At 70.5% G+C, this 22,236-nt stretch carries 16 protein-coding genes and 3 rRNA genes; 8 read left to right on the top strand and 11 right to left on the bottom strand.

The genetic code is table 11. From position 1 onward, the window contains the following. Positions 1-3 precede the first annotated feature (3 nt). The 4 genes from ACFCLZ_RS24165 (at position 4) to ACFCLZ_RS24150 (ending at position 4,366) form a co-directional block, all read left to right on the top strand. Positions 4-675 carry a DUF4129 domain-containing protein gene (locus tag ACFCLZ_RS24165; protein WP_380279176.1) on the top strand — a complete coding sequence of 224 codons (672 nt, stop codon included), beginning with the start codon at positions 4-6 and terminating at the stop codon, positions 673-675. Further along, on the top strand, positions 672-1,904 hold the full coding sequence (locus ACFCLZ_RS24160) for a DUF4350 domain-containing protein (protein WP_380279174.1): 1,233 nt from the start codon (positions 672-674) through the stop codon (positions 1,902-1,904). The genes ACFCLZ_RS24165 and ACFCLZ_RS24160 overlap by 4 nt, the downstream gene beginning before the upstream one ends. A 113-nt stretch (positions 1,905-2,017) precedes the next feature. After that, positions 2,018-2,947 (top strand): AAA family ATPase, encoded by a 930-nt coding sequence (locus ACFCLZ_RS24155; RefSeq protein WP_380286254.1) that lies wholly within the window; start codon positions 2,018-2,020, stop codon positions 2,945-2,947. Between the two features lie 108 nt (positions 2,948-3,055). After that, positions 3,056-4,366 (top strand): DUF58 domain-containing protein, encoded by a 1,311-nt coding sequence (locus tag ACFCLZ_RS24150; protein ID WP_380279172.1) that lies wholly within the window; start codon positions 3,056-3,058, stop codon positions 4,364-4,366. A gap of 299 nt (positions 4,367-4,665) precedes the next feature. Here the strand turns inward: ACFCLZ_RS24150 and rrf are convergent. From rrf to ACFCLZ_RS24130, 4 genes are all read right to left on the bottom strand, one after another. Then, a 5S ribosomal RNA gene (rrf, locus tag ACFCLZ_RS24145) occupies positions 4,666-4,782 on the bottom strand. Between the two features lie 87 nt (positions 4,783-4,869). Further along, a 23S ribosomal RNA gene (locus ACFCLZ_RS24140) occupies positions 4,870-7,989 on the bottom strand. 255 nt (positions 7,990-8,244) lie between these two features. Then, a 16S ribosomal RNA gene (locus tag ACFCLZ_RS24135) occupies positions 8,245-9,767 on the bottom strand. The 16S, 23S and 5S rRNA genes sit together here, the layout of an rRNA operon. 569 nt (positions 9,768-10,336) lie before the next feature. Further along, a complete protein-coding gene (locus ACFCLZ_RS24130) occupies positions 10,337-11,341 on the bottom strand; it encodes a stage II sporulation protein M (RefSeq protein WP_380279170.1) in 1,005 nt (334 codons plus the stop codon). Positions 11,342-11,561: 220 nt separating this feature from the next. Between ACFCLZ_RS24130 and ACFCLZ_RS24125 the strand changes: the two genes are divergently transcribed. Next, positions 11,562-12,512 carry an RDD family protein gene (locus ACFCLZ_RS24125; protein ID WP_380279168.1) on the top strand — a complete coding sequence of 317 codons (951 nt, stop codon included), beginning with the start codon at positions 11,562-11,564 and terminating at the stop codon, positions 12,510-12,512. Positions 12,513-12,573: 61 nt separating this feature from the next. On the opposite strand, the gene ACFCLZ_RS24120 is transcribed toward ACFCLZ_RS24125, so the two are convergent. Next, positions 12,574-13,227, bottom strand: a complete 654-nt coding sequence (locus ACFCLZ_RS24120; protein ID WP_380279166.1) for a hypothetical protein — start codon at positions 13,225-13,227, stop codon at positions 12,574-12,576. Between the two features lie 122 nt (positions 13,228-13,349). Between ACFCLZ_RS24120 and ACFCLZ_RS24115 the strand changes: the two genes are divergently transcribed. Both ACFCLZ_RS24115 and ACFCLZ_RS24110 read left to right on the top strand, forming a co-directional pair. Continuing rightward, positions 13,350-13,919: a SigE family RNA polymerase sigma factor gene (locus tag ACFCLZ_RS24115; RefSeq protein ID WP_380279164.1), complete on the top strand. Its 570-nt coding sequence runs from the start codon at positions 13,350-13,352 to the stop codon at positions 13,917-13,919. Then, complete coding sequence (locus tag ACFCLZ_RS24110) at positions 13,916-15,001, top strand: hypothetical protein (RefSeq protein WP_380279162.1); 1,086 nt, start codon at positions 13,916-13,918, stop codon at positions 14,999-15,001. Before ACFCLZ_RS24115 ends, ACFCLZ_RS24110 begins: the two co-directional genes overlap by 4 nt. A 92-nt stretch (positions 15,002-15,093) precedes the next feature. Here the strand turns inward: ACFCLZ_RS24110 and ahcY are convergent, their stop codons facing one another. From ahcY to ACFCLZ_RS24080, 6 genes are all read right to left on the bottom strand, one after another. Further along, a complete protein-coding gene (gene ahcY / locus ACFCLZ_RS24105; RefSeq protein WP_380279160.1) occupies positions 15,094-16,542 on the bottom strand; it encodes an adenosylhomocysteinase in 1,449 nt (482 codons plus the stop codon). Between the two features lie 323 nt (positions 16,543-16,865). Then, positions 16,866-17,843 (bottom strand): cation diffusion facilitator family transporter, encoded by a 978-nt coding sequence (locus tag ACFCLZ_RS24100; RefSeq protein WP_380279158.1) that lies wholly within the window; start codon positions 17,841-17,843, stop codon positions 16,866-16,868. A 159-nt stretch (positions 17,844-18,002) separates the two neighbouring features. After that, positions 18,003-19,289, bottom strand: coding sequence for an SIS domain-containing protein (locus ACFCLZ_RS24095; RefSeq protein WP_380279156.1), 1,287 nt, complete (start codon positions 19,287-19,289; stop codon positions 18,003-18,005). Between the two features lie 100 nt (positions 19,290-19,389). After that, complete coding sequence (locus ACFCLZ_RS24090) at positions 19,390-19,572, bottom strand: Trm112 family protein (protein WP_380279154.1); 183 nt, start codon at positions 19,570-19,572, stop codon at positions 19,390-19,392. A 98-nt stretch (positions 19,573-19,670) separates the two neighbouring features. Continuing rightward, a complete protein-coding gene (locus tag ACFCLZ_RS24085) occupies positions 19,671-21,053 on the bottom strand; it encodes a phosphomannomutase/phosphoglucomutase (protein ID WP_380279152.1) in 1,383 nt (460 codons plus the stop codon). Between the two features lie 187 nt (positions 21,054-21,240). Next, complete coding sequence (locus ACFCLZ_RS24080) at positions 21,241-21,606, bottom strand: DUF3499 domain-containing protein (protein ID WP_350520082.1); 366 nt, start codon at positions 21,604-21,606, stop codon at positions 21,241-21,243. Positions 21,607-21,770: 164 nt separating this feature from the next. On the opposite strand from ACFCLZ_RS24080, the gene ACFCLZ_RS24075 reads away from it, so the two are divergent. After that, positions 21,771-22,223, top strand: a complete 453-nt coding sequence (locus ACFCLZ_RS24075) for a metallopeptidase family protein (RefSeq protein ID WP_350570436.1) — start codon at positions 21,771-21,773, stop codon at positions 22,221-22,223. Positions 22,224-22,236 lie beyond the last annotated feature (13 nt).

Below are 22,236 nucleotides of genomic sequence, written 5' to 3'. Positions count from 1 at the left end.
CCGATGGCGACCTGGGGGGAGATCGTCGTGCTCGCGGGAGGGGCCCCGGTCACGACACCGCGCGACGCGGCCCGTGACGCGGCCCGCGACGAACTGGTCAAGGCCGACTACCACCGCCACGACCCGAGCATCCAGGAGCGGGTCGTCAACTGGGTCCTGGACCGCATCGACGACGCGCTCGGCGCGCTCGCCGGCGGCGGCACCACCGGCACCACCGGGCTGGTCCTCTTCCTGGTGGTCGCCCTGGTGATCGGCGCCGCCCTCTGGTGGCGGCTCGGCGCGCCCAAGCGGGCCGCCCGCACCGACCTCGGCGTCTTCGCCGGCGCCGGCCCCCGCAGCGCCGCCGAGCACCGGGCCGAGGCCGAGCGGCACGCCGCCGCCGGCCGGTGGGCGGAGGCCGTCCGCGAGCAGATGCGCGCCCTGGTCCGCGGCCTGGAGGAACGCACCCTGCTCGACCCCCGCCCCGGCCGCACCGCCGACGAGGCCGCCGCCGAGGCCGGCCGCGCGCTGCCCGAGCACGCCGCCGCGCTCGTCGCGGCCGCCCGCGTCTTCGACGACATCGCCTACGGCGAGCGCACCGCCGACCAGGCCGCCCACCAGCTGCTGCGCGACCTCGACCGGACCCTCGAACGCGCCCGCCCGGTCCTCGCCCCGGCCGCCGGAGGAGCCGCATGACCAGCGCCACCCCCGCCCCACCGACGGCGCCCCCCGCGACGCCCGCACCCCGGCCCGCCCCGGCCGGCACCAGCCTCGCCGCCACCGGCCGCAGCCTGTGGCGGCGCGCCCGCTGGTACCTGCTCACCGTCGTGCTCGCCCTGCTCGCCGCCGTCGTGCTGGCCGCCGCCAACGGGGAACGCCGGTACCCGCCGCTCGACCCGCGCTCGTACGACGCCACCGGCAGCCACGCCGTGGTCGCCCTGCTCCAGCGCCAGGGCCTCAAGGTCGACCTCACCACCGACCCCACCGCCCGCCCCGCCACCGCCGACACCCTCGTCCTGCCCGAACCCGACCTGCTCACCCCCGAGCAGCTGGCCGCCGTCGCCGCCGCCCGGCACGGCCGGCTGGTCCTCGTCTCCCCCGGCCCCGCCGCCCTCAGCGCGCTCGCCCCCGGTGTCCGGCTGTCCGACGAGAACGGCGGCGCCCCCTACGCCCGCGTCCGCAGCACCGACCCCGGCTGCTCCCTGCCGGAGGCCGTCCGGGCCGGCAGCGCCCACGTCGGCGGCCTGCTCTACACCGCCGGCAGCCGCGGCGAGGGCTGCTACCCGCGCGGCCACGGCTACCCCGTCGTCACCGTCCCCACCGGCCGCGACACCGACGTCGTAGTCCTCGGCAGCAGCGCGTTCCTCACCAACGAGCTGCTGAAGAAGGACGGCAACGCCGCCCTCGGCCTCGGCCTGCTCGGCGCCCGGCCGCACGTCGCCTGGCACCTGCCCGACTACACCGTCCCGGTCGCCGAGGGCGGCCGGAAGAGCTTCCAGGACTACATCCCCGAGGGCTGGACCTGGGCCGGCTACCAGCTCGCCGTCGCCGTCGTGCTGGCCGCGCTCTGGCGCGCCCGGCGCCTCGGCCCGGTCGTCGGCGAGAACCTGCCCGTGGTGGTCCGCGCCTCCGAGACCACCGAGGGCCGCGCCCGCCTCTACCGCCGGGCGAAGGCCCGCGGCCGCGCCGCCGACGTCCTGCGCCGCGCCGCCGCGCACCGCATCGCCCCCGCCCTGGGCGTCCCGCCCGTGGCCGGCGCGCCCGACCCCACCGCTCTCTGCGCGGCCGTCGCCGACCGCCTCCCCGAGCGGTCCGCCGGGGACGTACGGGCCCTCCTGTACGGCCCGCCCCCGACCGACGACGCCGCGCTGCTGCGGCTCGCCGACGACCTCGACGCCCTCGAAAGGCAGGTACGCAAGCCGTGACCGAGAAGGCCACCACCCAGCTCCGCATCACCCCCGGCACGGCACCCGCCACCCCCGGCACCCTCGGCACCACCACGCCCGGCGACCCGCGGCTCACCGACCCGCGCGAGGCGCTGACCGCCCTGCGCGCCGAGATCGCCAAGGCGGTCGTCGGCCAGGACGCCGCCGTCACCGGCCTCGTCGTCGCCCTGCTCTGCGGCGGCCACGTGCTGCTCGAAGGCGTCCCCGGCGTGGCCAAGACCCTGCTGATCCGCACCCTCTCCACCGCGCTGAGCCTGCAGACCAAGCGCATCCAGTTCACCCCCGACCTCATGCCCGGCGACGTCACCGGCTCGCTGGTCTACGACGCCCGCACCGCCGAGTTCTCCTTCCAGCCCGGCCCGGTCTTCACCAACCTGCTGCTGGCCGACGAGATCAACCGCACCCCGCCGAAGACCCAGGCCGCCCTGCTGGAGGCCATGGAGGAGCGGCAGGTCACCGTCGACGGCGAACCCCGCCCGCTGCCGGTGCCATTCCTGGTCGCCGCGACCCAGAACCCCGTCGAGTACGAGGGCACCTACCCGCTGCCCGAGGCCCAGCTCGACCGCTTCCTGCTGAAGCTGATCCTCCCGCTGCCCGACCGCGACCAGGAGTTCCAGGTCCTCGCCCGGCACGCCGCCGGCTTCGACCCGCGCGACCTCGCCGGCGCCGGCGTCCGCCCGGTCGCCGGACCGGAGCACATCGCGGCCGCCCGCGCGCAGATCGCCAAGCTGACCGTCTCCCCCGAGGTCCTCGCGTACATCGTCGACCTCTGCCGGGCCACCCGGCAGTCGCCCTCGCTCTCCATCGGCGTCTCCCCGCGTGGCGCGACCGCCCTGCTCGGCGCCTCCCGCGCCTGGGCCTGGCTGGCCGGACGCGACTACGTCACCCCCGACGACGTCAAGGCACTCGCCCTGCCCACCCTGCGGCACCGCGTCGCCCTGCGCGCGGAGGCCGAGATGGAGGGCGTCACCGCCGACTCCGTCATCCAGGCGGTGCTCGCCCAGACGCCCGCCCCGCGCTGAGCCCATTCGCGCCGGGGCCCACCCGCGTCGGCTCACCCGCGCCGGCCCGCCCCGCCCGCTCGCCCCTCCGGCCGGCTCACCGCCGGTCCCGACGAAGGAACGCACCGCATGGCCCTCACCGGGCGAACCGCCCTGCTCGCCGCGCTCGGCGCCCTCGTCACCGGCCTGCTGCTGCCCTCCTGGGCCGGGATCGGCGCCGTCACCGGTGCGGTCCTGCTCGGCGTCGTCGTCGACCTGCTGCTCGCCGCCCCCGTCCGCAGCCTGCGGATCACCCGGGGCGGCGACACCACGGTACGGCTCGGCGAGCCCGCCGCGGTCGAACTGACCGTCACCAACCCGGCCGGACGCCCCCTGCGCGCCCGGATCCGCGACGCCTGGGCCCCGTCCGCCTGGCGACCCGGCACCGAGACCGCCGCCTCCCGGCACACCCTGCGCGTGCCCGGCCACGAGCGGCGCCGCGTCATCACCGTCCTCACCCCGACCCGGCGCGGGGACCACCACGCCCACAGGGTGACGATCCGTTCGCTGGGCCCGCTCGGCCTGGCGGGCCGCCAGGGCTCGCACCTCGTCCCCTGGACCGTCCGCGCCCTGCCCCCGTTCGCCAGCCGCAAGCACCTGCCCTCCCGGCTCGCCCGGCTGCGCGAACTCGACGGCCGGACCTCCGTCCTGACCCGCGGCCAGGGCACCGAGTTCGACTCGCTGCGCGAGTACCTGCCCGGCGACGACGTCCGCTCCATCGACTGGCGGGCCAGCGCCCGCCGTCACACCGTCGCCGTCCGCACCTGGCGCCCCGAGCGCGACCGGCACATCCTCGTCGTCCTCGACACCGGCCGCACCTCGGCCGGCCGGGTCGGCGATGCACCCCGCCTGGACGCCTCCCTCGACGCCGCGCTCCTGCTCACCGCCCTCGCCACCAAGGCCGGCGACCGGGTCGACCTGCTCGCCCACGACCTGCGCAAGCGCGTCTCGGTGGCCGGCCGCTCCCCGAACGAGATCCTGCCCGCCTTCACCAACGCGATGGCCGTCCTGGAACCCGCCCTCCACGAGACCGACATGCGCTCGCTGGTCGCCACCGCGCTCAAGATGGCGCCGCACCGCTCGCTGATCGTCCTGCTCACCGGACTCGACGCGGCCCCGGCGGAGGACGGCCTGCTCCCCCTGCTCCCGCTGCTCACCAAGCGTCATGAGGTCGTCCTCGCCTCGGTCTCCGACCCCCACCTCGACGAGCTCGCCGCCGGCCGCGGCACCGTCGAGGCCGTCTACGGCGCCGCGGCCGCCGAACAGACCCGCGCCGACCGCCGCCTCACCGCCGACCGCCTCACCCGCGCGGGCGTCACCGTCATCGACGCCCCGCCCGCCTCGGTCGCCCCCGCCCTGGCCGACACCTACCTCGCCCTCAAGGCCGCCGGCCGCCTCTGACAAAGGTTCCCGGACCCACCCGGGAAGCACGAAAAAGCCCCGCCACCGATCCGGTGGCGGGGCTTTTGAGCGCCTTTCGACAGGTGATGGACCACCCCCACCAGGGCGCCTGTCCAATGCCTTCAAAGGCCTTTCCCGGCACTTCTCGGGGCCCTGGGCAAGGTACTCCGCCGCCGAATCGGGCGGCATTCCCGCTCGGACAACAATCCCATACTTGCCCGGGGAAGCACCTCGACGGAAATCGGGCACAACGCAAAGAACCCCCGCCGGAATTCCGGCGGGGGTTCTTCTCAAAATTTGTTCGGCGGCGTCCTACTCTCCCACAGGGTCCCCCCTGCAGTACCATCGGCGCTGTAAGGCTTAGCTTCCGGGTTCGGAATGTAACCGGGCGTTTCCCTCACGCTATGACCACCGAAACACTATGAAACTGTCAACCGCACCCACACCGTGACCAGACGTGTGGGGGTCGTTGTTTCAGAACAACACAGTGGACGCGAGCAACTGAGGACAAGCCCTCGGCCTATTAGTACCGGTCAACTCCACCCCTCACAGGGCTTCCATATCCGGCCTATCAACCCAGTCGTCTACTGGGAGCCTTACCCTCTCAAGGAGGTGGGAGTGCTCATCTCGAAGCAGGCTTCCCGCTTAGATGCTTTCAGCGGTTATCCCTCCCGAACGTAGCCAACCAGCCATGCCCTTGGCAGAACAACTGGCACACCAGAGGTTCGTCCGTCCCGGTCCTCTCGTACTAGGGACAGCCCTTCTCAACACTCCTACGCGCACAGCGGATAGGGACCGAACTGTCTCACGACGTTCTAAACCCAGCTCGCGTACCGCTTTAATGGGCGAACAGCCCAACCCTTGGGACCTACTCCAGCCCCAGGATGCGACGAGCCGACATCGAGGTGCCAAACCATCCCGTCGATATGGACTCTTGGGGAAGATCAGCCTGTTATCCCCGGGGTACCTTTTATCCGTTGAGCGACGGCGCTTCCACAAGCCACCGCCGGATCACTAGTCCCTACTTTCGTACCTGCTCGACCCGTCAGTCTCACAGTCAAGCTCCCTTGTGCACTTACACTCAACACCTGATTGCCAACCAGGCTGAGGGAACCTTTGGGCGCCTCCGTTACTCTTTAGGAGGCAACCGCCCCAGTTAAACTACCCACCAGACACTGTCCCTGATCCGGATCACGGACCCAGGTTAGACATCCAGCACGACCAGAGTGGTATTTCAACGACGACTCCACCATGACTGGCGTCACGGCTTCAAAGTCTCCCACCTATCCTACACAAGCCGAACCGAACACCAATATCAAGCTATAGTAAAGGTCCCGGGGTCTTTCCGTCCTGCTGCGCGAAACGAGCATCTTTACTCGTAATGCAATTTCACCGGGCCTATGGTTGAGACAGTCGAGAAGTCGTTACGCCATTCGTGCAGGTCGGAACTTACCCGACAAGGAATTTCGCTACCTTAGGATGGTTATAGTTACCACCGCCGTTTACTGGCGCTTAAGTTCTCAGCTTCGCCCCACCGAAATGGAGCTAACCGGTCCCCTTAACGTTCCAGCACCGGGCAGGCGTCAGTCCGTATACATCGCCTTACGGCTTCGCACGGACCTGTGTTTTTAGTAAACAGTCGCTTCTCGCTGGTCTCTGCGGCCACCCCCAGCTCGGAGTGCAAGACTCGTCACCAGGAATGGCCCCCCTTCTCCCGAAGTTACGGGGGCATTTTGCCGAGTTCCTTAACCATAGTTCACCCGAACGCCTCGGTATTCTCTACCTGACCACCTGAGTCGGTTTGGGGTACGGGCCGCCATGAAACTCGCTAGAGGCTTTTCTCGACAGCATAGGATCATCCACTTCACCACAATCGGCTCGGCATCAGGTCTCAGACTATGTGTTGCGCGGATTTGCCTACGCAACGTCCTACACCCTTACCCCGGGACAACCACCGCCCGGGCTGGACTACCTTCCTGCGTCACCCCATCGCTCACCTAATACGAGGTTGGATCGCCGGCTCCACCACTCCCCATTGTCCGAAGACTCCGGGACGGTTTCACGGGCTTAGCATCACTCGGTTCAGCGTTGGCGCTTCAAAGCGGGTACGGGAATATCAACCCGTTGTCCATCGACTACGCCTGTCGGCCTCGCCTTAGGTCCCGACTTACCCTGGGCAGATCAGCTTGACCCAGGAACCCTTGGTCAATCGGCGCAAGAGTTTCCCACTCTTGTATCGCTACTCATGCCTGCATTCTCACTCGTATACCGTCCACGACTGGTTTCCACCGCCGCTTCACCCGGCACACGACGCTCCCCTACCCATCACAGCAGGCGTTGGCCCTTCATGCTGCAATGACACGACTTCGGTGATGTGCTTGAGCCCCGCTACATTGTCGGCGCGGAATCACTTGACCAGTGAGCTATTACGCACTCTTTCAAGGGTGGCTGCTTCTAAGCCAACCTCCTGGTTGTCTCTGCGACTCCACATCCTTTCCCACTTAGCACACGCTTAGGGACCTTAGTCGGTGTTCTGGGCTGTTTCCCTCTCGACCATGGAGCTTATCCCCCACAGTCTCACTGCCACGCTCTCACTTACCGGCATTCGGAGTTTGGCTAAGGTCAGTAACCCGGTGAGGCCCATCGCCTATCCAGTGCTCTACCTCCGGCAAGAAACACGTGACGCTGCACCTAAATGCATTTCGGGGAGAACCAGCTATCACGGAGTTTGATTGGCCTTTCACCCCTAACCACAGGTCATCCCCCAGGTTTTCAACCCTGGTGGGTTCGGTCCTCCACGAAGTCTTACCTCCGCTTCAACCTGCCCATGGCTAGATCACTCCGCTTCGGGTCTTGGGCATGCAACTCAAACGCCCTATTCGGACTCGCTTTCGCTACGGCTACCCCACACGGGTTAACCTCGCTACACACCGCAAACTCGCAGGCTCATTCTTCAAAAGGCACGCAGTCACGGCCCACCAGCAAGCTGATGAACGACGCTCCCACGGCTTGTAGGCACACGGTTTCAGGTACTATTTCACTCCGCTCCCGCGGTACTTTTCACCATTCCCTCACGGTACTATCCGCTATCGGTCACCAGGGAATATTTAGGCTTAGCGGGTGGTCCCGCCAGATTCACACGGGATTTCTCGGCCCCGTGCTACTTGGGAGTTCTTCAAACGAGCCGTACAGATTTCGCCTACGGGGGTCTTACCCTCTACGCCGGACCTTTCGCATGTCCTTCGACTATCCATACGGTTTCTGACTCGCCGACCGGCCGGCAGACCGATCAAGAAAAATCCCACGACCCCATCAGCGCAACCCCTGCCGGGTCTCACACGCTCATGGTTTAGCCTCATCCGGTTTCGCTCGCCACTACTCCCGGAATCACGGTTGTTTTCTCTTCCTGCGGGTACTGAGATGTTTCACTTCCCCGCGTTCCCTCCACATACCCTATGTGTTCAGGTATGGGTGACAGCCCATGACGACTGCCGGGTTTCCCCATTCGGAAACCCCCGGATCAAAGCCTGGTTGACGGCTCCCCGGGGACTATCGTGGCCTCCCACGTCCTTCATCGGTTCCTGGTGCCAAGGCATCCACCGTGCGCCCTTAAAAACTTGGCCACAGATGCTCGCGTCCACTGTGCAGTTCTCAAACAACGACCAGACACCCACCTGACAAAGCATGGGACCGGCATCACTGAGGTACGTTTCCGTTCCCTCAGGACCCAACAACGTGCCCGACACCCAGAATCGATCAACCGCGTTCCACGCCGAAGCAGTACTAGCGAAAGCCAATCCTGTGTGCCGAATAGTCAACGTTCCACCCATGAGCAACCGTGCAGGACATTCGCCTGCAAGCGGCATATTGCTCCTTAGAAAGGAGGTGATCCAGCCGCACCTTCCGGTACGGCTACCTTGTTACGACTTCGTCCCAATCGCTGGTCCCACCTTCGACGGCTCCTCCCCTTACGGGTTAGGCCACCGGCTTCGGGTGTTACCGACTTTCGTGACGTGACGGGCGGTGTGTACAAGGCCCGGGAACGTATTCACCGCAGCATGCTGATCTGCGATTACTAGCAACTCCAACTTCATGGGGTCGAGTTGCAGACCCCAATCCGAACTGAGGCCGGCTTTTTGGGATTCGCTCCGCCTCACGGCATCGCAGCCCTTTGTACCGACCATTGTAGCACGTGTGCAGCCCAAGACATAAGGGGCATGATGATTTGACGTCGTCCCCACCTTCCTCCGAGTTGACCCCGGCAGTCTCCTGTGAGTCCCCATCACCCCGAAAGGCATGCTGGCAACACAGAACAAGGGTTGCGCTCGTTGCGGGACTTAACCCAACATCTCACGACACGAGCTGACGACAACCATGCACCACCTGTATACCGACCACAAGGGGGCGACTATCTCTAGCCGTTTCCGGTATATGTCAAGCCTTGGTAAGGTTCTTCGCGTTGCGTCGAATTAAGCCACATGCTCCGCTGCTTGTGCGGTCCCCGTCAATTCCTTTGAGTTTTAGCCTTGCGGCCGTACTCCCCAGGCGGGGAACTTAATGCGTTAGCTGCGGCACCGACGACGTGGAATGTCGCCAACACCTAGTTCCCAACGTTTACGGCGTGGACTACCAGGGTATCTAATCCTGTTCGCTCCCCACGCTTTCGCTCCTCAGCGTCAGTAATGGCCCAGAGATCCGCCTTCGCCACCGGTGTTCCTCCTGATATCTGCGCATTTCACCGCTACACCAGGAATTCCGATCTCCCCTACCACACTCTAGCCTGCCCGTATCGAATGCAGACCCGGGGTTAAGCCCCGGGCTTTCACATCCGACGCGACAGGCCGCCTACGAGCTCTTTACGCCCAATAATTCCGGACAACGCTCGCACCCTACGTATTACCGCGGCTGCTGGCACGTAGTTAGCCGGTGCTTCTTCTGCAGGTACCGTCACTTGCGCTTCTTCCCTGCTGAAAGAGGTTTACAACCCGAAGGCCGTCATCCCTCACGCGGCGTCGCTGCATCAGGCTTTCGCCCATTGTGCAATATTCCCCACTGCTGCCTCCCGTAGGAGTCTGGGCCGTGTCTCAGTCCCAGTGTGGCCGGTCGCCCTCTCAGGCCGGCTACCCGTCGTCGCCTTGGTAGGCCATTACCCCACCAACAAGCTGATAGGCCGCGGGCTCATCCTGCACCGCCGGAGCTTTACACCCAGGACCATGCGGTCCCAGGTCATATCCGGTATTAGACCCCGTTTCCAGGGCTTGTCCCAGAGTGCAGGGCAGATTGCCCACGTGTTACTCACCCGTTCGCCACTGATCCACCCCGAAGGGCTTCACCGTTCGACTTGCATGTGTTAAGCACGCCGCCAGCGTTCGTCCTGAGCCAGGATCAAACTCTCCGTGAATGATTACCCGTAATCGGGTTCACACCCGCGTTGAGCGGCACGGCAACCACCGGAATTAGGCGGTCCCGCGCACTGCGTCCTCGCTAGTGTTATTTCAAAAGGAATCTCCAACCCCAGAGAATCTGAGGCCGGGGATGTCAACATATCTGGCGTTGACTTTTGGCACGCTGTTGAGTTCTCAAGGAACGGACGCTTCCATCAGGCGGCTTTCACACCGGCCCTCCGGGCGCTTCGTTCTTTCGTGTTTCCAGCTTACCAGATGTTTTCCGCTCCGTTTTCCGGAGTTTCATTCATCCGATTCCCGCTGGGGGGATTTCCTTCAACTTCGCTCCGAAGCCTATCAAAGCTTTCGGTGTGCTCAGTTCCGGGATTTACCTTGTCGGAGAGGGTGTGCATTCGTTGAAGCACACTCGCCTCGACTCGGCGGTGTCGTAGACACTAACGCCCGAGCCCGACCGTTGTCCAGTCGGTCCCAACCGTTCAAACCTACCAGCCCGCCGCTACCACGTCAATGGTTTAACCGGGATGCGAGAAGAGTAGCAGGTCAAGGGCCTGTTGATCACATCGGCTCAGGCCGCGACCGGCTGCAGGTCCGCCCGGTCGGCCGCGTCCAGGTCACCGGTTTCTCCGGCTGCTGCGGCCTTTCGGCCCAACACCAGCGCGTAGAACAGGAACGCGACCTCCGCGACCGCGCCAATGGTGATCCGGGCCCAGGTCGGCAGGCCGGACGGGGTCACGAACGCCTCCAGGACTCCCGACACCGCCAGCACCGTCGCCAGGCCGATTCCCATGCCGATGATCGAGCGCCCCTGTTCGGCGAGCGCGGTGGCCCGGGTGCGCGGGCCGGGGTCGACGATCGTCCAGCCGAGCCGCAGTCCCAGGCCGCCGGCGACGAAGACGGCGGTCAGCTCCAGCAGGCCGTGCGGGATGAGCAGGCCGAGGAAGGTGTCGAGCCGGCCCGCGGACGCCATCAGCCCGACGCCGAGGCCGAGGTTGAGGACGTTGCTCCACAGCACCCACAGCACCGGGAGGCCGAGCACCACGCCGTAGAGCAGGCACTGCACCGCGATCCAGGCGTTGTTCGTCCAGACCTGCGCGGCGAAGGAGCTCGCCGGGCGGTCGGAGTAGTAGGTCTCGTACGCGCCGCCGGGCCTGGTCATCTCGCGGAGCTCGGCCGGCGCGGCCAGGCTGTTGCGGACCTCGGGGTGGCCGGCCACCCACCAGGCGACCAGTGCCGTGGCGAGCAGCGAGAGCACCGCGACCGGGATCCACCAGCGGCGCGAGCGGTAGAGCGCGGCGGGGAAGCTCACCGTGTAGTAGCGCGCGACATCCCGCCAGCCGCTGGTCCGGCTGCCGGTGACCGCGTCACGGGCGCGCGAGACCAGGGTGGTGAGCCGGCCTTCGAGGGTCGGGTCGGGCGCGGCGGCCTGGACCTTGGCCAGGTGCCCGGTGGCGCGCTGGTAGAGGGCGACGAGTTCGTCGGCCTCCTCGCCGGTCAGGCGCCGCTTCCTGACGAGGGCGTCCAGCCGGGCCCACTCCCCCTGGTGGGTGGCGACGAAGACGTCCAGGTCCATGCGGCGGCTCCATGGTCGGCGCGGGGCGCGAGGTCGGGCGGTGCGGACAGGTGGGCCCAGCATGCCAGGGCCGGACGGCGTGGCGGGCGCCGGGACCTCCCTTCCCGACGGGCTTCGCGGCCCCGTATGTTGACGGCAGCAGATCACGGGATCGTGGGGGCCGATCCGCCGGATTCCCCGCCCACGGACCGCGTACCACCGACGGGAACGGACAGGTGTCTTGAGCGACCTGGTGACGGGCGAGGCGGTCGTCCTCGGCCTGCGCGCGGCGAAGCTTCCGAGCCGGGGGCTGGCGACCGCACTGGACCTCACCGTGCAGATCGCCGGCCTGGTGGCGACGACCCTGCTGCTGAGCCTGGTCCTGGTGGACCTGGACGGCGCGGCGGTCGCCGCCGTGACGATCGGGCTGACCGTCTTCTTCCTGGTGGCGCTCCCGGTCATGATCGAGACCCTGACCCGCGGACGCTCGCTCGGGAAGGCCGCGCTGGGACTCCGGGTGGTGCGCAGCGACGGCGGGCCGGTGCGCTTCCGGCACTCGCTGGTGCGCGGGCTGGTCGGCTTCCTGGAGATCATCGTGCTGTTCGGGGTGCCGGCGGTGCTCTGCTCGGTGGTGTCCTCGGACGGCAAGCGGCTGGGCGACGTCTTCGCGGGGACGCTGGTGGTCCGCGAGCGGGTGCCCGGCGGGGGCGGTGGGGCGATCGCGCTGCCGCCGGTGAACCCGCAGCTGTTGCAGGCGATCGGCGGCCAGCTGGTCGCGCTCGACCTCTCGGCCGTGCCGGAGCCGCTCTGGCTGGCCGTCCGGCAGTTCCTCGGGCGGATCGGCGAGCTGGACCAGGCCGTCGCCCACCAGATGTCCGCCCGGCTCGCGGACGACCTGGCGACCCGTACCGGCCACCCGGTGCCGTACGGGGTGCACCCGGCGGCGTACCTGGGCGCGGTGCTCACCGAGCGCCAGCGGCGCGAGTGGGGCCGGGCGCAGGGGTACGCGGTCCAGCAGGCCCAGGCCCAGCAGCAGGCCCACGCCCAGGCACACGCTCAGGCCCACGCCCAGCAGCAGGCCTGGGCACCGGCCCCGCCGAGCACCCCGTCCGCTCCGCCGGCCCCTCCGGCTCCGGCGACCCCGCCGACTCCTCCGGCCACCCCCGGCACCGGCTTCGCCCCACCCGCCTGACGACTCGCCCGCCTGACCACCCGCCTGACCCCGCGCCCGCCCGGCCCGGCATCCCGGCCTGTCAGCCGCCGAGGCCCTCGCCGTACCCGAAGTCGGCCGGCCAGGGGTTCGGCGGTGACTCCAGCTCCTCCAGCTCGACCCCGCCCGCCGCCAGCACCACGTCCCCGGCCAGGTGCACCACCTGCTGCTCGCCCGTCTCCAGGTCCGCCACCTGGTACCGCTCGACCACCAGCGGCCCCGAGTCCGTCCCGTGCGTGTCGACGCCCTCCAGCAGCCAGCCCTGGTCGAAGGTGCGCGGCGCCAGCACCGGCTCGGTGAACGCGACCAGCCGCACCCGCGCGCTCGCCCCCTCCCGCAGCCGCAGCAGCCGCGCGGTGGCGACCAGGAAGCCGGGCGAGCGCCCGGTGAAGCCGTGGGCCCGGTCGTGCCCCTCCGCCGCCTGCTCGCCGGCCGGGTCGGCCGCGTCGGCCCGCACCCAGGCGACCCCGTCGACGGCGCCGCCGCGGACCTGCCAGCCGCCGGCCCGTAGCTCCATCCGCAGCGGCCGGGCCCGCGAGTCCAGGGTGAGGTCCACCGTGCCGAGGACGCGGCCGTCCGGCGCGTACGTCTTGGAGACGTACCGCCAGCCGGCCGGGCCGGGCGCGCAGCTGAACCGCTCCTCGCCGAGCAGGACGTGGTCATGGGTGTCGTGGAGCGAGTACCGGCCGTTGGGCATGCCCGAAAGCCTACGTCCGGGCGGGCCGGGAACCTCGAACGCCCGTGCAACCTCCCGCACGCCGGGCGCATCAGGGAGGTGAACGCCGCGGCTGCGGCGCCTCGGAGAAGGAGCGTTCATCCATGGCGAAGCAGGACGGCGACGCCGAGTTCACGGAGTTCGTCGCGGCTCGGGCGCCGTGGCTCCGGAAAGTGGCCTATCTGCTGTGCGGCGATTGGCACCGCGCGGACGACCTGGTCCAGGAGGCCGTCACCAAGCTGTACGTCCGCTGGGGCCGGCTCTCCGGGGTCGAGAACCTGGACGGCTACGCCCGGACCGTCCTGCTGAACACCTTCCTGGCCGAGCAGCGCTCGCCGTGGTGGCGGTGGACCGCCCGGCGCGACACGGAGGCGGTCCCGGAGCGGGCCGTCCCCGCGCCGGACGTGGACGGCTCGGTCGATCTCCGCCGCGCGCTGGCCGCACTGCCACCCCGGCAGCGGGCCACGGTGGTGCTCCGCTACTACTGCGACCTGACGGTCGAGCAGACCGCCGCCGCGCTGGAGTGCTCCACGGGCACCGTCAAGAGCCAGTCCGCCCGAGGCCTCGGCTCCCTGCGCCGGTCCCTCGGCCGGGGGAAGGCCCAGGAGGAGTTCCGCGAGCTCGACACCTTCCGGATCCCGGTACCGGCAGAAGCAGAAGGAACCGAGTCATGACCGACCGCACCAACGACCGCACCGACGCCGATCAGTACGGGACCCGTCTGACCTCCGGGCTCACCGCCCTCGCCGACGCGCCCGCACCCGCGAGCCGGTTGGACACCGCCCGGGCGATCCGCACCGGCAGGTCCCGGCTGCGGCGGCGCCGGGCCGGGGTGCTGGGCGCGGTGACGGCGGCGGTCCTCGGTGCGTCGCTCATCGGCGCTGTGCTGCCGTTCGGGAACCCGGGCACCCCGGCCACGTACATCGCCGACGGCGCGCCCGCGCTCCCCCGCTACGGTCCGGACACCGGCCGCGACCCGATGGCGGCCGGCGCGGCCTTCGGCTGGCTGCCCAGGGGCTTCGACCAGCTCACGTACCACTCCCACCCGACCAAGGGGCGGATGAGCATCAAGGCCCTCGGCCCGGCCGCCGCCGACAAGATGCTCCGCCCGGCGATCTTCCTTGAGGTCTACGCGCCGGGCGAGCAGCCGCCCACGGTGCAGTTCAGGGAACCGGTCGCCACCACCGAGGTGAACGGCAAGCCCGCGTACTGGCTCGGCCCCCAGCCCGGCACCCCGGCCGCTGACGGCGGCCAGCGCATCCTCCGGTTCCGGGCACCCGACGGTCGGTGGGCCGAACTGACCACCATCTACATGGACTCCTTCCCCATGGAGGAGTTGCTGCCCCGCGTCGCGAAGGGCGTGCGCGCCGGCCAGCAGGCCGCGGCCCTGCCGTTCACCGTCGAGAACGTCCCCGCGGACTACGCGCCCTACGGCGCGGACTTCGACCTGGGCCTCGAAGCCGCCGCGGGCTTCCCGTGGATGGTCTCCCTCACCTACATGCTGGACCAGAACTACGTCACCGTCGTCGCCAGTCCCGACGTCGAGCGCGACCCGGCGTACGCTCCCGAGCCGCCGCAACCGGGCCAGGACACGTCGCCCACCCGGTGCAAGAGCCAGCGCGGACTCCGCCTGTGCGTGGGGTCGCCCCAGGGCGAGGAGCCGTTCGCCGCGGCCGGCGGCCTCCAGGGCTGGCTGGAGCGGGTGACCGGGCTGGGCGCCGACCCGGCCGACTGGACCACCGACGTCATCCGCTGAGACCGACCCGCCCCCGGAACCCACGGTGGCCGGCGCCCTCCACAGGGGAGGGGGCGCCGGCCACCGTGCCGTTCCGTCAGGCCGTCACCGCATCAGTAGCGGTACTGCTCCGCCTTGTACGGGCCCTCGACCGGGACGCCGATGTAGTCGGCCTGCTCCTGGGTGAGGGTGGTCAGCTTCACGCCCAGCGCGTCGAGGTGCAGGCGGGCGACCTTCTCGTCCAGGTGCTTCGGCAGGACGTAGACGCCGATCGGGTACTGCTCGGTCTTCGTGAACAGCTCGATCTGGGCGATCGTCTGGTTGGCGAAGGAGTTGGACATCACGAACGACGGGTGGCCGGTCGCGTTGCCCAGGTTCAGCAGGCGGCCCTCGGAGAGCACGATGATGGTGCGGCCGTCGGCCTTGCGCCACTCGTGGACCTGCGGCTTGACCTCGGTCTTCACGACGCCCGGGAGCTTCCCGAGGCCGGCGATGTCGATCTCGTTGTCGAAGTGGCCGATGTTGCCGACGATGGCCTGGTGCTTCATCCGCGCCATGTGGGAGGCCAGGATGATGTCCTTGTTGCCGGTGGTGGTGATGAAGATGTCGGCGGTCTCGACGACGTCCTCGAGGGTGGCGACCTGGTAGCCGTCCATCGCGGCCTGCAGCGCGCAGATCGGGTCGATCTCGGTGACGATGACCCGGGCGCCCTGGCCGCGCAGCGACTCGGCGCAGCCCTTGCCGACGTCGCCGTAGCCGCAGACGACCGCGACCTTGCCGCCGATCAGGACGTCGGTGGCGCGGTTGATGCCGTCGATCAGCGAGTGGCGGCAGCCGTACTTGTTGTCGAACTTCGACTTGGTGACCGAGTCGTTGACGTTGATCGCCGGGAACAGCAGCTTGCCGTCGCGGTGCATCTCGTACAGGCGGTGGACACCGGTGGTGGTCTCCTCGGTGACGCCCTTGATGGTGGCGGCGACCTCGGTCCACTTGTTCGGGGTCTCCACGAGCGTGCGGTTCAGCAGCTCCAGGATGATGCGGAACTCGTCGTTGTCGGCGGTCGACGGGTCCGGCGCGGCACCGGCCTTCTCGAACTCGACGCCCTTGTGGATCAGAAGGGTGGCGTCGCCGCCGTCGTCCAGGATCATGTTCGGGGTCTTGCCGCCCGGCCAGGTCAGCGCCTGCTCGGTGCACCACCAGTACTCGTCCAGGGTCTCGCCCTTCCAGGCGAAGACCGGCACGCCCTGCGGGTTCTCCGGGGTGCCCTCCGGGCCGACGGCGATGGCCGCGGCGGCGTGGTCCTGGGTGGAGAAGATGTTGCAGGAGCACCAGCGGACCTCGGCGCCGAGGGCGGTGAGGGTCTCGATGAGCACGGCGGTCTGCACGGTCATGTGCAGCGAGCCGGTGATCCGGGCGCCGGCCAGCGGCTTCGACTCGGCGTACTCGGCGCGGATCGTCATCAGGCCGGGCATCTCGTGCTCGGCGAGCTGGATCTCCTTGCGGCCGAAGGGGGCCAGGGAAAGGTCGGCGACCTTGAAATCACCGGTGATGTCGGTCGACATGCGTCTGCTCCTCGTGTGACGGGTGGGGCGTGGCCAAGGTCCTGGGGTGCGTCACAACACGGCGGGCCGCCCGGGTGCGCGACAACGCCAGGGCGCCCGGCCCGCGACCCGGTCCACCGGCGCGGCACGGATGCCCTGTTGCTCGGCACAAACCGTCGGAGGACCTCTCTCCCTCGACCGGCGCGCACCCCCGCGGGGGCCTGCCGCCGATCGACCGCCATCAGCAGCGACGTTCTGGCTCTGGGGACGAATCTACACCGACGGCCCCGGACGGCGGCCCGCTACGGCCGTTTTCGGCCTCCCGCCCGGGGCGCCCGGGCACCTCAGTGCGCGCCGCCGGGGACCGGCCCGCCGGGCGTCGCGTACGGGTCGTCGCCCGCCGCCTCCTTCTCGGCGCTGTAGATGTCCGGCTCCAGGTAGATCACCCGCGCGATCGGCACCGCCCGCCGGACCCGCACCTCGGCGGCGTCGATGGCCGCGGCGACCTCGACGGCCGTCGAGTCGGCCGGGACGGCGATCTTCGCGGCGACCAGCAGCTCCTCCGGACCGAGGTGCAGGGTGCGCATGTGGATGACCCGGTCCACGGAGTCGTGGTCGACCAGCGCGTCGCGGATCCGGCCCACCACCTCGGGGTGGGCCGACTCACCGAGCAGCAGCGAGCGGGTCTCGACCGCCAGCACGAACGCGATGGCGATCAGCAGCAGGCCGATGCAGAGCGTGCCGACGCCGTCCCAGACGCCGTCCCCGGTGATCGCGGTCAGCCCGACGCCGAACAGCGCCAGCACCAGACCGATCAGCGCACCGCTGTCCTCCAGCAGCACGACCGGCAGCTCGGGCGCCTTGGCCCGGCGGATGTACGCGGACCAGCCGTGCGTCCCCTTGTCCTTGCGGGCCTCGCGGAACGCGGTGAGGAACGACCAGCCCTCCAGCGCGACGGCGAACACCAGCACGCCCACCGGCCAGTACCAGTTGTCCAGCTCGTGCGGGTGGGCGATCTTCTCGTAGCCCTCGTAGACCGCGAACATGCCGCCGACGCTGAACAGCACGATCGACACCAGGAAGGCGTAGATGTACCGCTCGCGCCCGTAGCCGAACGGGTGCTCCGGGGTGGCGGCCCGCTGCGCCCGCTTGCCGCCGACCAGCAGCAGCACCTGATTGCCGGAGTCGGCCAGCGAGTGGACGCCCTCGGCGAGCATCGAGGAGGAGCCGGAGAAGGCGAAGGCCACGAACTTGCTCACCGCGATGCCCAGGTTCGCGGCCAGCGCCGCGACCAGCGCCTTGGTACCGCCTTCGGTACTCATGCTCGGAAGGTCCCTCCGTCGGGGGCCGTCCGCGCGGCCCGTGCCGGTCGTCCGGTGTCCCGGTCGTCGTCGACCGCATACGGTACCGGGCCGCCCCGTACCGGGCCGCCCGGCACCGGCTCGGGACAGCGGCTCGGGACTGCGGCTCAGGACTGCGGCTCAGGACTGCGCGGCGGCGAGGCCCAGGTAGACGGCGGCGAAGTCGGTGAGCGCCACCAGGTCGGCCAGCGCGTGCAGCGGGTCGGAGCGGTGGCTGGCGTACTCGGTGAGCCGGACGTCGTGGGCGGCGGCGAGCCGGTGCGCCCGGGTGGCGCCGAAGCTGCGCGGGCCCGCGTCGTCGGCCGGCACCTCGGCGGGGCCGCCGTCCGCCTCCCCCGGGCCGGCCGGGTCGCCGGATCCGCCCGGCGCCTCGCCGGGGACCTGCCGCAGCAGCAGGACCTGGAGGTGCAGCGGGTCCGGCTCCTCGACCCGGTCGCGGAAGAAGTCGTCGGGGTCGGCGCCCGCGCCGAGCTGCCCGGTGAACATGCCGCGGTGCGCGGTGAGCACCTGCGGCAGCAGGCCCGCCAGGGCGGGGCGGCCGGCCCGGTCGGCGAGCTGGGCGGCGAACCGGACGGCGGCCGCGCCGGCCACCGGGCCCTCGGCCCAGAGCAGCGGGACGGTCCCGGCCAGCCGGGCGGCCAGCCCCTTGGCCGGGTTGGTGTACGCGGCGGCGTCCGGCCGGCAGCGGACGGCGGTGGCGTCCAGCAGGTCGGCGGTGAGCGGCAGCGCGTCGTAGGCGAGCTGGGTGACGCCGAGCTTCTGGGTGAGCGCCAGCAGCGGCGCGAGGTGGGCCCAGAGCGCGGCCGGGTCCTCGGGGGGCAGGTCCGGCTCGGCGGCGGGTCCGGCGTCGCCGGGCGCACCCGGCTCGCCGGGCTCGACGGCGGACGGCACGAAGGGCAGCGGCAGGGCGCGGACCTGCCGCGCGGCCTCGGCGAGCGGGCTGCCCTCGGGTGCGGTGACGACGATCGCGCAGCCGCGCGCGTAGGCCTGCTCGGCGAGCGCGACCAGGCCCCGCTCGCCGCCGCCGGCGGAGCTGACCACCAGCAGGTCGAGCGGGCCCGCCCAGCCGGGGAGCTGCCAGGCCAGGCCCGCGGTGAAGGCGGCCGGGGCGGTGGCCCGGTCCGGGCGCGGGACGGGCGCGGCGTCGGTGGGCGGCAGCGGGGCGATCAGGCTCGCGGTGCCGGCCAGGGCGGCCAGCATCTCGCCGGCGGTCAGCGCGCTGCCGTGCCCGGCGACCAGGACGGCGCGCGGGCGGCCGTCGGGGCGCAGCCGGTCCAGCCCGGCGGCGTCGGCGAGTCGCAGGGCGGTGCGGACCCGGGCGCCGGAGCCGGCGAGGGCGAGCAGCGCGCGGTCGTGGTCGGCGCGCTGGAGGGCGGCCGGGTCGTCGAGCAGGGTGTCGTCGAGCATGCGGCGGGCCTCCGGCTGGTGGCTGGGCGCTGAGGACGGCGGGCGGAGCGCGGCGGGCGCGGGACGGTACCCGGTCGGGGCGGGGCCGCCCCGTCCAGGATCAGGCCGGGCGGCGGGCCTCGTCCACCAGCAGGACCGGGATGCCGTCGCGCACCGGGTAGACCAGACCGCAGCCCTCACCGGTGCAGAGCAGCTCGGGCTGCTCCTCGGTGCCGCCCTCGGTGAGCGCGGCCCGGCACTGCGGGCAGACCAGGATCTCCAGCAGGAAGGATTCGAGCTTCATGGCGTTCGGTCTCCGGTCTCGGTACGGGGTCGGCGGGCGGGCACGGCGGTGCCCCGGCCGAGAGGAAACCCTACCGGCCGGGGCTCGGGAGCCGTACGTCAGGCGCGGACGACGGCCAGCACGCCGTCGCGCAGCTCGGCCATCCTCGCCGGGTCCTTGGCCTCGACGTTCAGGCGCAGCAGCGGCTCGGTGTTGGAGGCGCGCAGGTTGAACCACCAGTCCGGCCCGGCCACGGTGAGGCCGTCCAGCTCGTCGACGGTGGTGCCCTCGACGGCGAAGGCGGCGCGGACGGCGGCGGTGCGGCCGGCCTGGTCGGCGACGGTGCTGTTGATCTCGCCGGAGGCGGCGTACCGGTCGTACTCGGCGGTCAGCTCGGAGAGGGTGCCCGGCTGTCCGCCGAGGGCGGCCAGCACGTGCAGCGCGGCGAGCATGCCGGTGTCGGCGCGCCAGAAGTCGCGGAAGTAGTAGTGCGCGGAGTGCTCGCCGCCGAAGACAGCGTCGGTGACGGCCATCTCCTGCTTGATGAAGGAGTGGCCGACGCGGGTGCGCACCGGGTTGCCGCCGAGCTCGCGGACCACCTCGGGGACGGTCCAGGAGGTGATCAGGTTGTGGATGACGGTCGGCTCGGCCTCGCCGGCGGCCTTGGCGCGGGCGATCTCACGGGCGGCGACCAGCGCGGTGATGGCCGACGGGGAGACCGGCTCGCCGCGCTCGTCGACGACGAAGCAGCGGTCGGCGTCGCCGTCGAAGGCGAGGCCGAGGTCGGCGCCGACCTCGCGGACCCCGGCCTGCAGGTCGACCAGGTTCTTCGGGTCGAGCGGGTTGGCCTCGTGGTTGGGGAAGGTGCCGTCCAGCTCGAAGTACATCGGGACGAGCTCGATCGGCAGGCCGTCGAAGACGGTGGGCACGGTGTGCCCGCCCATGCCGTTGCCGGCGTCGACGACGACCTTGAGCGGGCGGACGGCGGCGAGGTCGACCAGCCCGAGCAGGTGGTCGGCGTAGCCGCGCAGGGTCTCCCGCTCGGAGAGGGTGCCCGGGCGGACGTCGCGCGCGGGGACGGTGACGGTGTCGTCCTCGCCGGTCCAGGACTCGACCAGCTCGCGGATCTCGGCGAGGCCGGTGTCCTGGCCGACCGGGGCGGCGCCGGCCCGGCAGAGCTTGATGCCGTTGTACTGGGCCGGGTTGTGGCTGGCGGTGAACATCGCGCCCGGCAGGTCGAACGCGCCGCTGGCGTAGTACAGCTGGTCGGTCGAGCAGAGGCCGATCTGCACGACGTCGGCGCCGTAGCCGGCCGCGCCCTCGGCGAAGGCCAGGGTCAGCGACGGGGAGGAGGGGCGCATGTCGTGGCCGACCACGATCGCGGTCGCGCCGGTGACCTGCACGAACGCGGCGCCGAAGGCGCGGGCGAGGCTCTCGTCCCACTGGTCCGGGACAACGCCCCGTACGTCGTACGCCTTCACGAGCTGCTTGAGGTCGCGCACTGCGGCTCCACCCTGGTTCTGTGTCTGATCGGCGAACGCGCCGGCGCCCTGGCCGGCGGGCCGTCGCCCGTGGTCACGATACGTCCGGGCGCGGCGGCGGCCGCTGTCCGGTTACAGGGGGGCAGCGTACCCGGACGGGCGGAACGGTTCGTGCGGGGGCGGGAGCGGGCCGCGGTCGGACGACGGGTCAGTTGTCCGGCGAGCGCAGCACCCGGAGGTGGCCGCGGCGGCTGCCCTCGGTGGACTCGCCCTCGGGGGCCCGGCCCTGACGCGGGGTCTGCGGGCGGGCGGCCTCGCGGACGGCGTTGGCGAGCGCCTCCAGGTCGTCGCTGCTGCGGCGCAGCGGACCGGCCTCGGCGGCGAGCCGGACCACCTCCCAGCCGCGCGGGGCGGTGAGGCGCTCGGCGTGCTCGGCGCACAGGTCGTAGCAGTGCGGCTCGGCGTAGGTGGCGAGCGGCCCGAGGACGGCGGTGGAGTCCGCGTAGACGTACGTCAGCGTCGCGACGGCCGGACGGCCGCACGCGGTCCGCGAACAACGACGTACAGAGCTCACGAGGGTGGACGGTACAGCACTCCCCGCCGGGGAGCGAAGACCGCCTGTCCGGAGGGTGTGCCGTGTCGCCGCCCGCGCGCCGTGGCGGTGCTCCGCTCGCCCCGGGCGAACAGCTGCCGGGGTGGTCCACTTCCGGGCGTCCAAGGACTACTCTCGGCAGTGATATGGACAGCTCCGCACCGCAGTCATCGACGGGTCCCTCGCGCCGCCCGCGGCACCGTGACCGGCACGGCCGGGGTCTGCGCGGCCCGCTCGCGCCGCCGCAGGTCCCGATCTCGCTCACCCGCTCCGAGTTGTTCGACGACTACGTGCGCGAGTCGGTGGAACGGCTGGAACGGCGCTGGCCGCAGCTGATCGAGGTGGAGTTCGCCGTGCAGGAGGTGCCGCTGCACGAGCCGGACGGCACCGATCCGGACGGCGGGGTGCCGCTGGGCCGGGTCTCGCCGGGCCGCAAGGGGCGCAAGAGCCAGATCGTGGTGTACCGGCGGCCCGTGGAGATCCGGGCGAAGTCGCGGGAGGACCGCGCGGCGCTGGTGCACGAGATCCTGATCGAGCAGGTGGCGGAGCTGCTGGGGCTCTCCCCCGATGCCATCGACCCGCGGTACGACGAGGACTGACCGAACGCGCGAA

The organism is Kitasatospora purpeofusca, from assembly GCF_042691725.1.
Taxonomy (GTDB): Bacteria; Actinomycetota; Actinomycetes; order Streptomycetales; family Streptomycetaceae; genus Kitasatospora; species Kitasatospora purpeofusca_B.
Note: the sequence above shows the minus strand (reverse complement) of the source record. Positions and strands in the feature narration are given on the sequence as shown.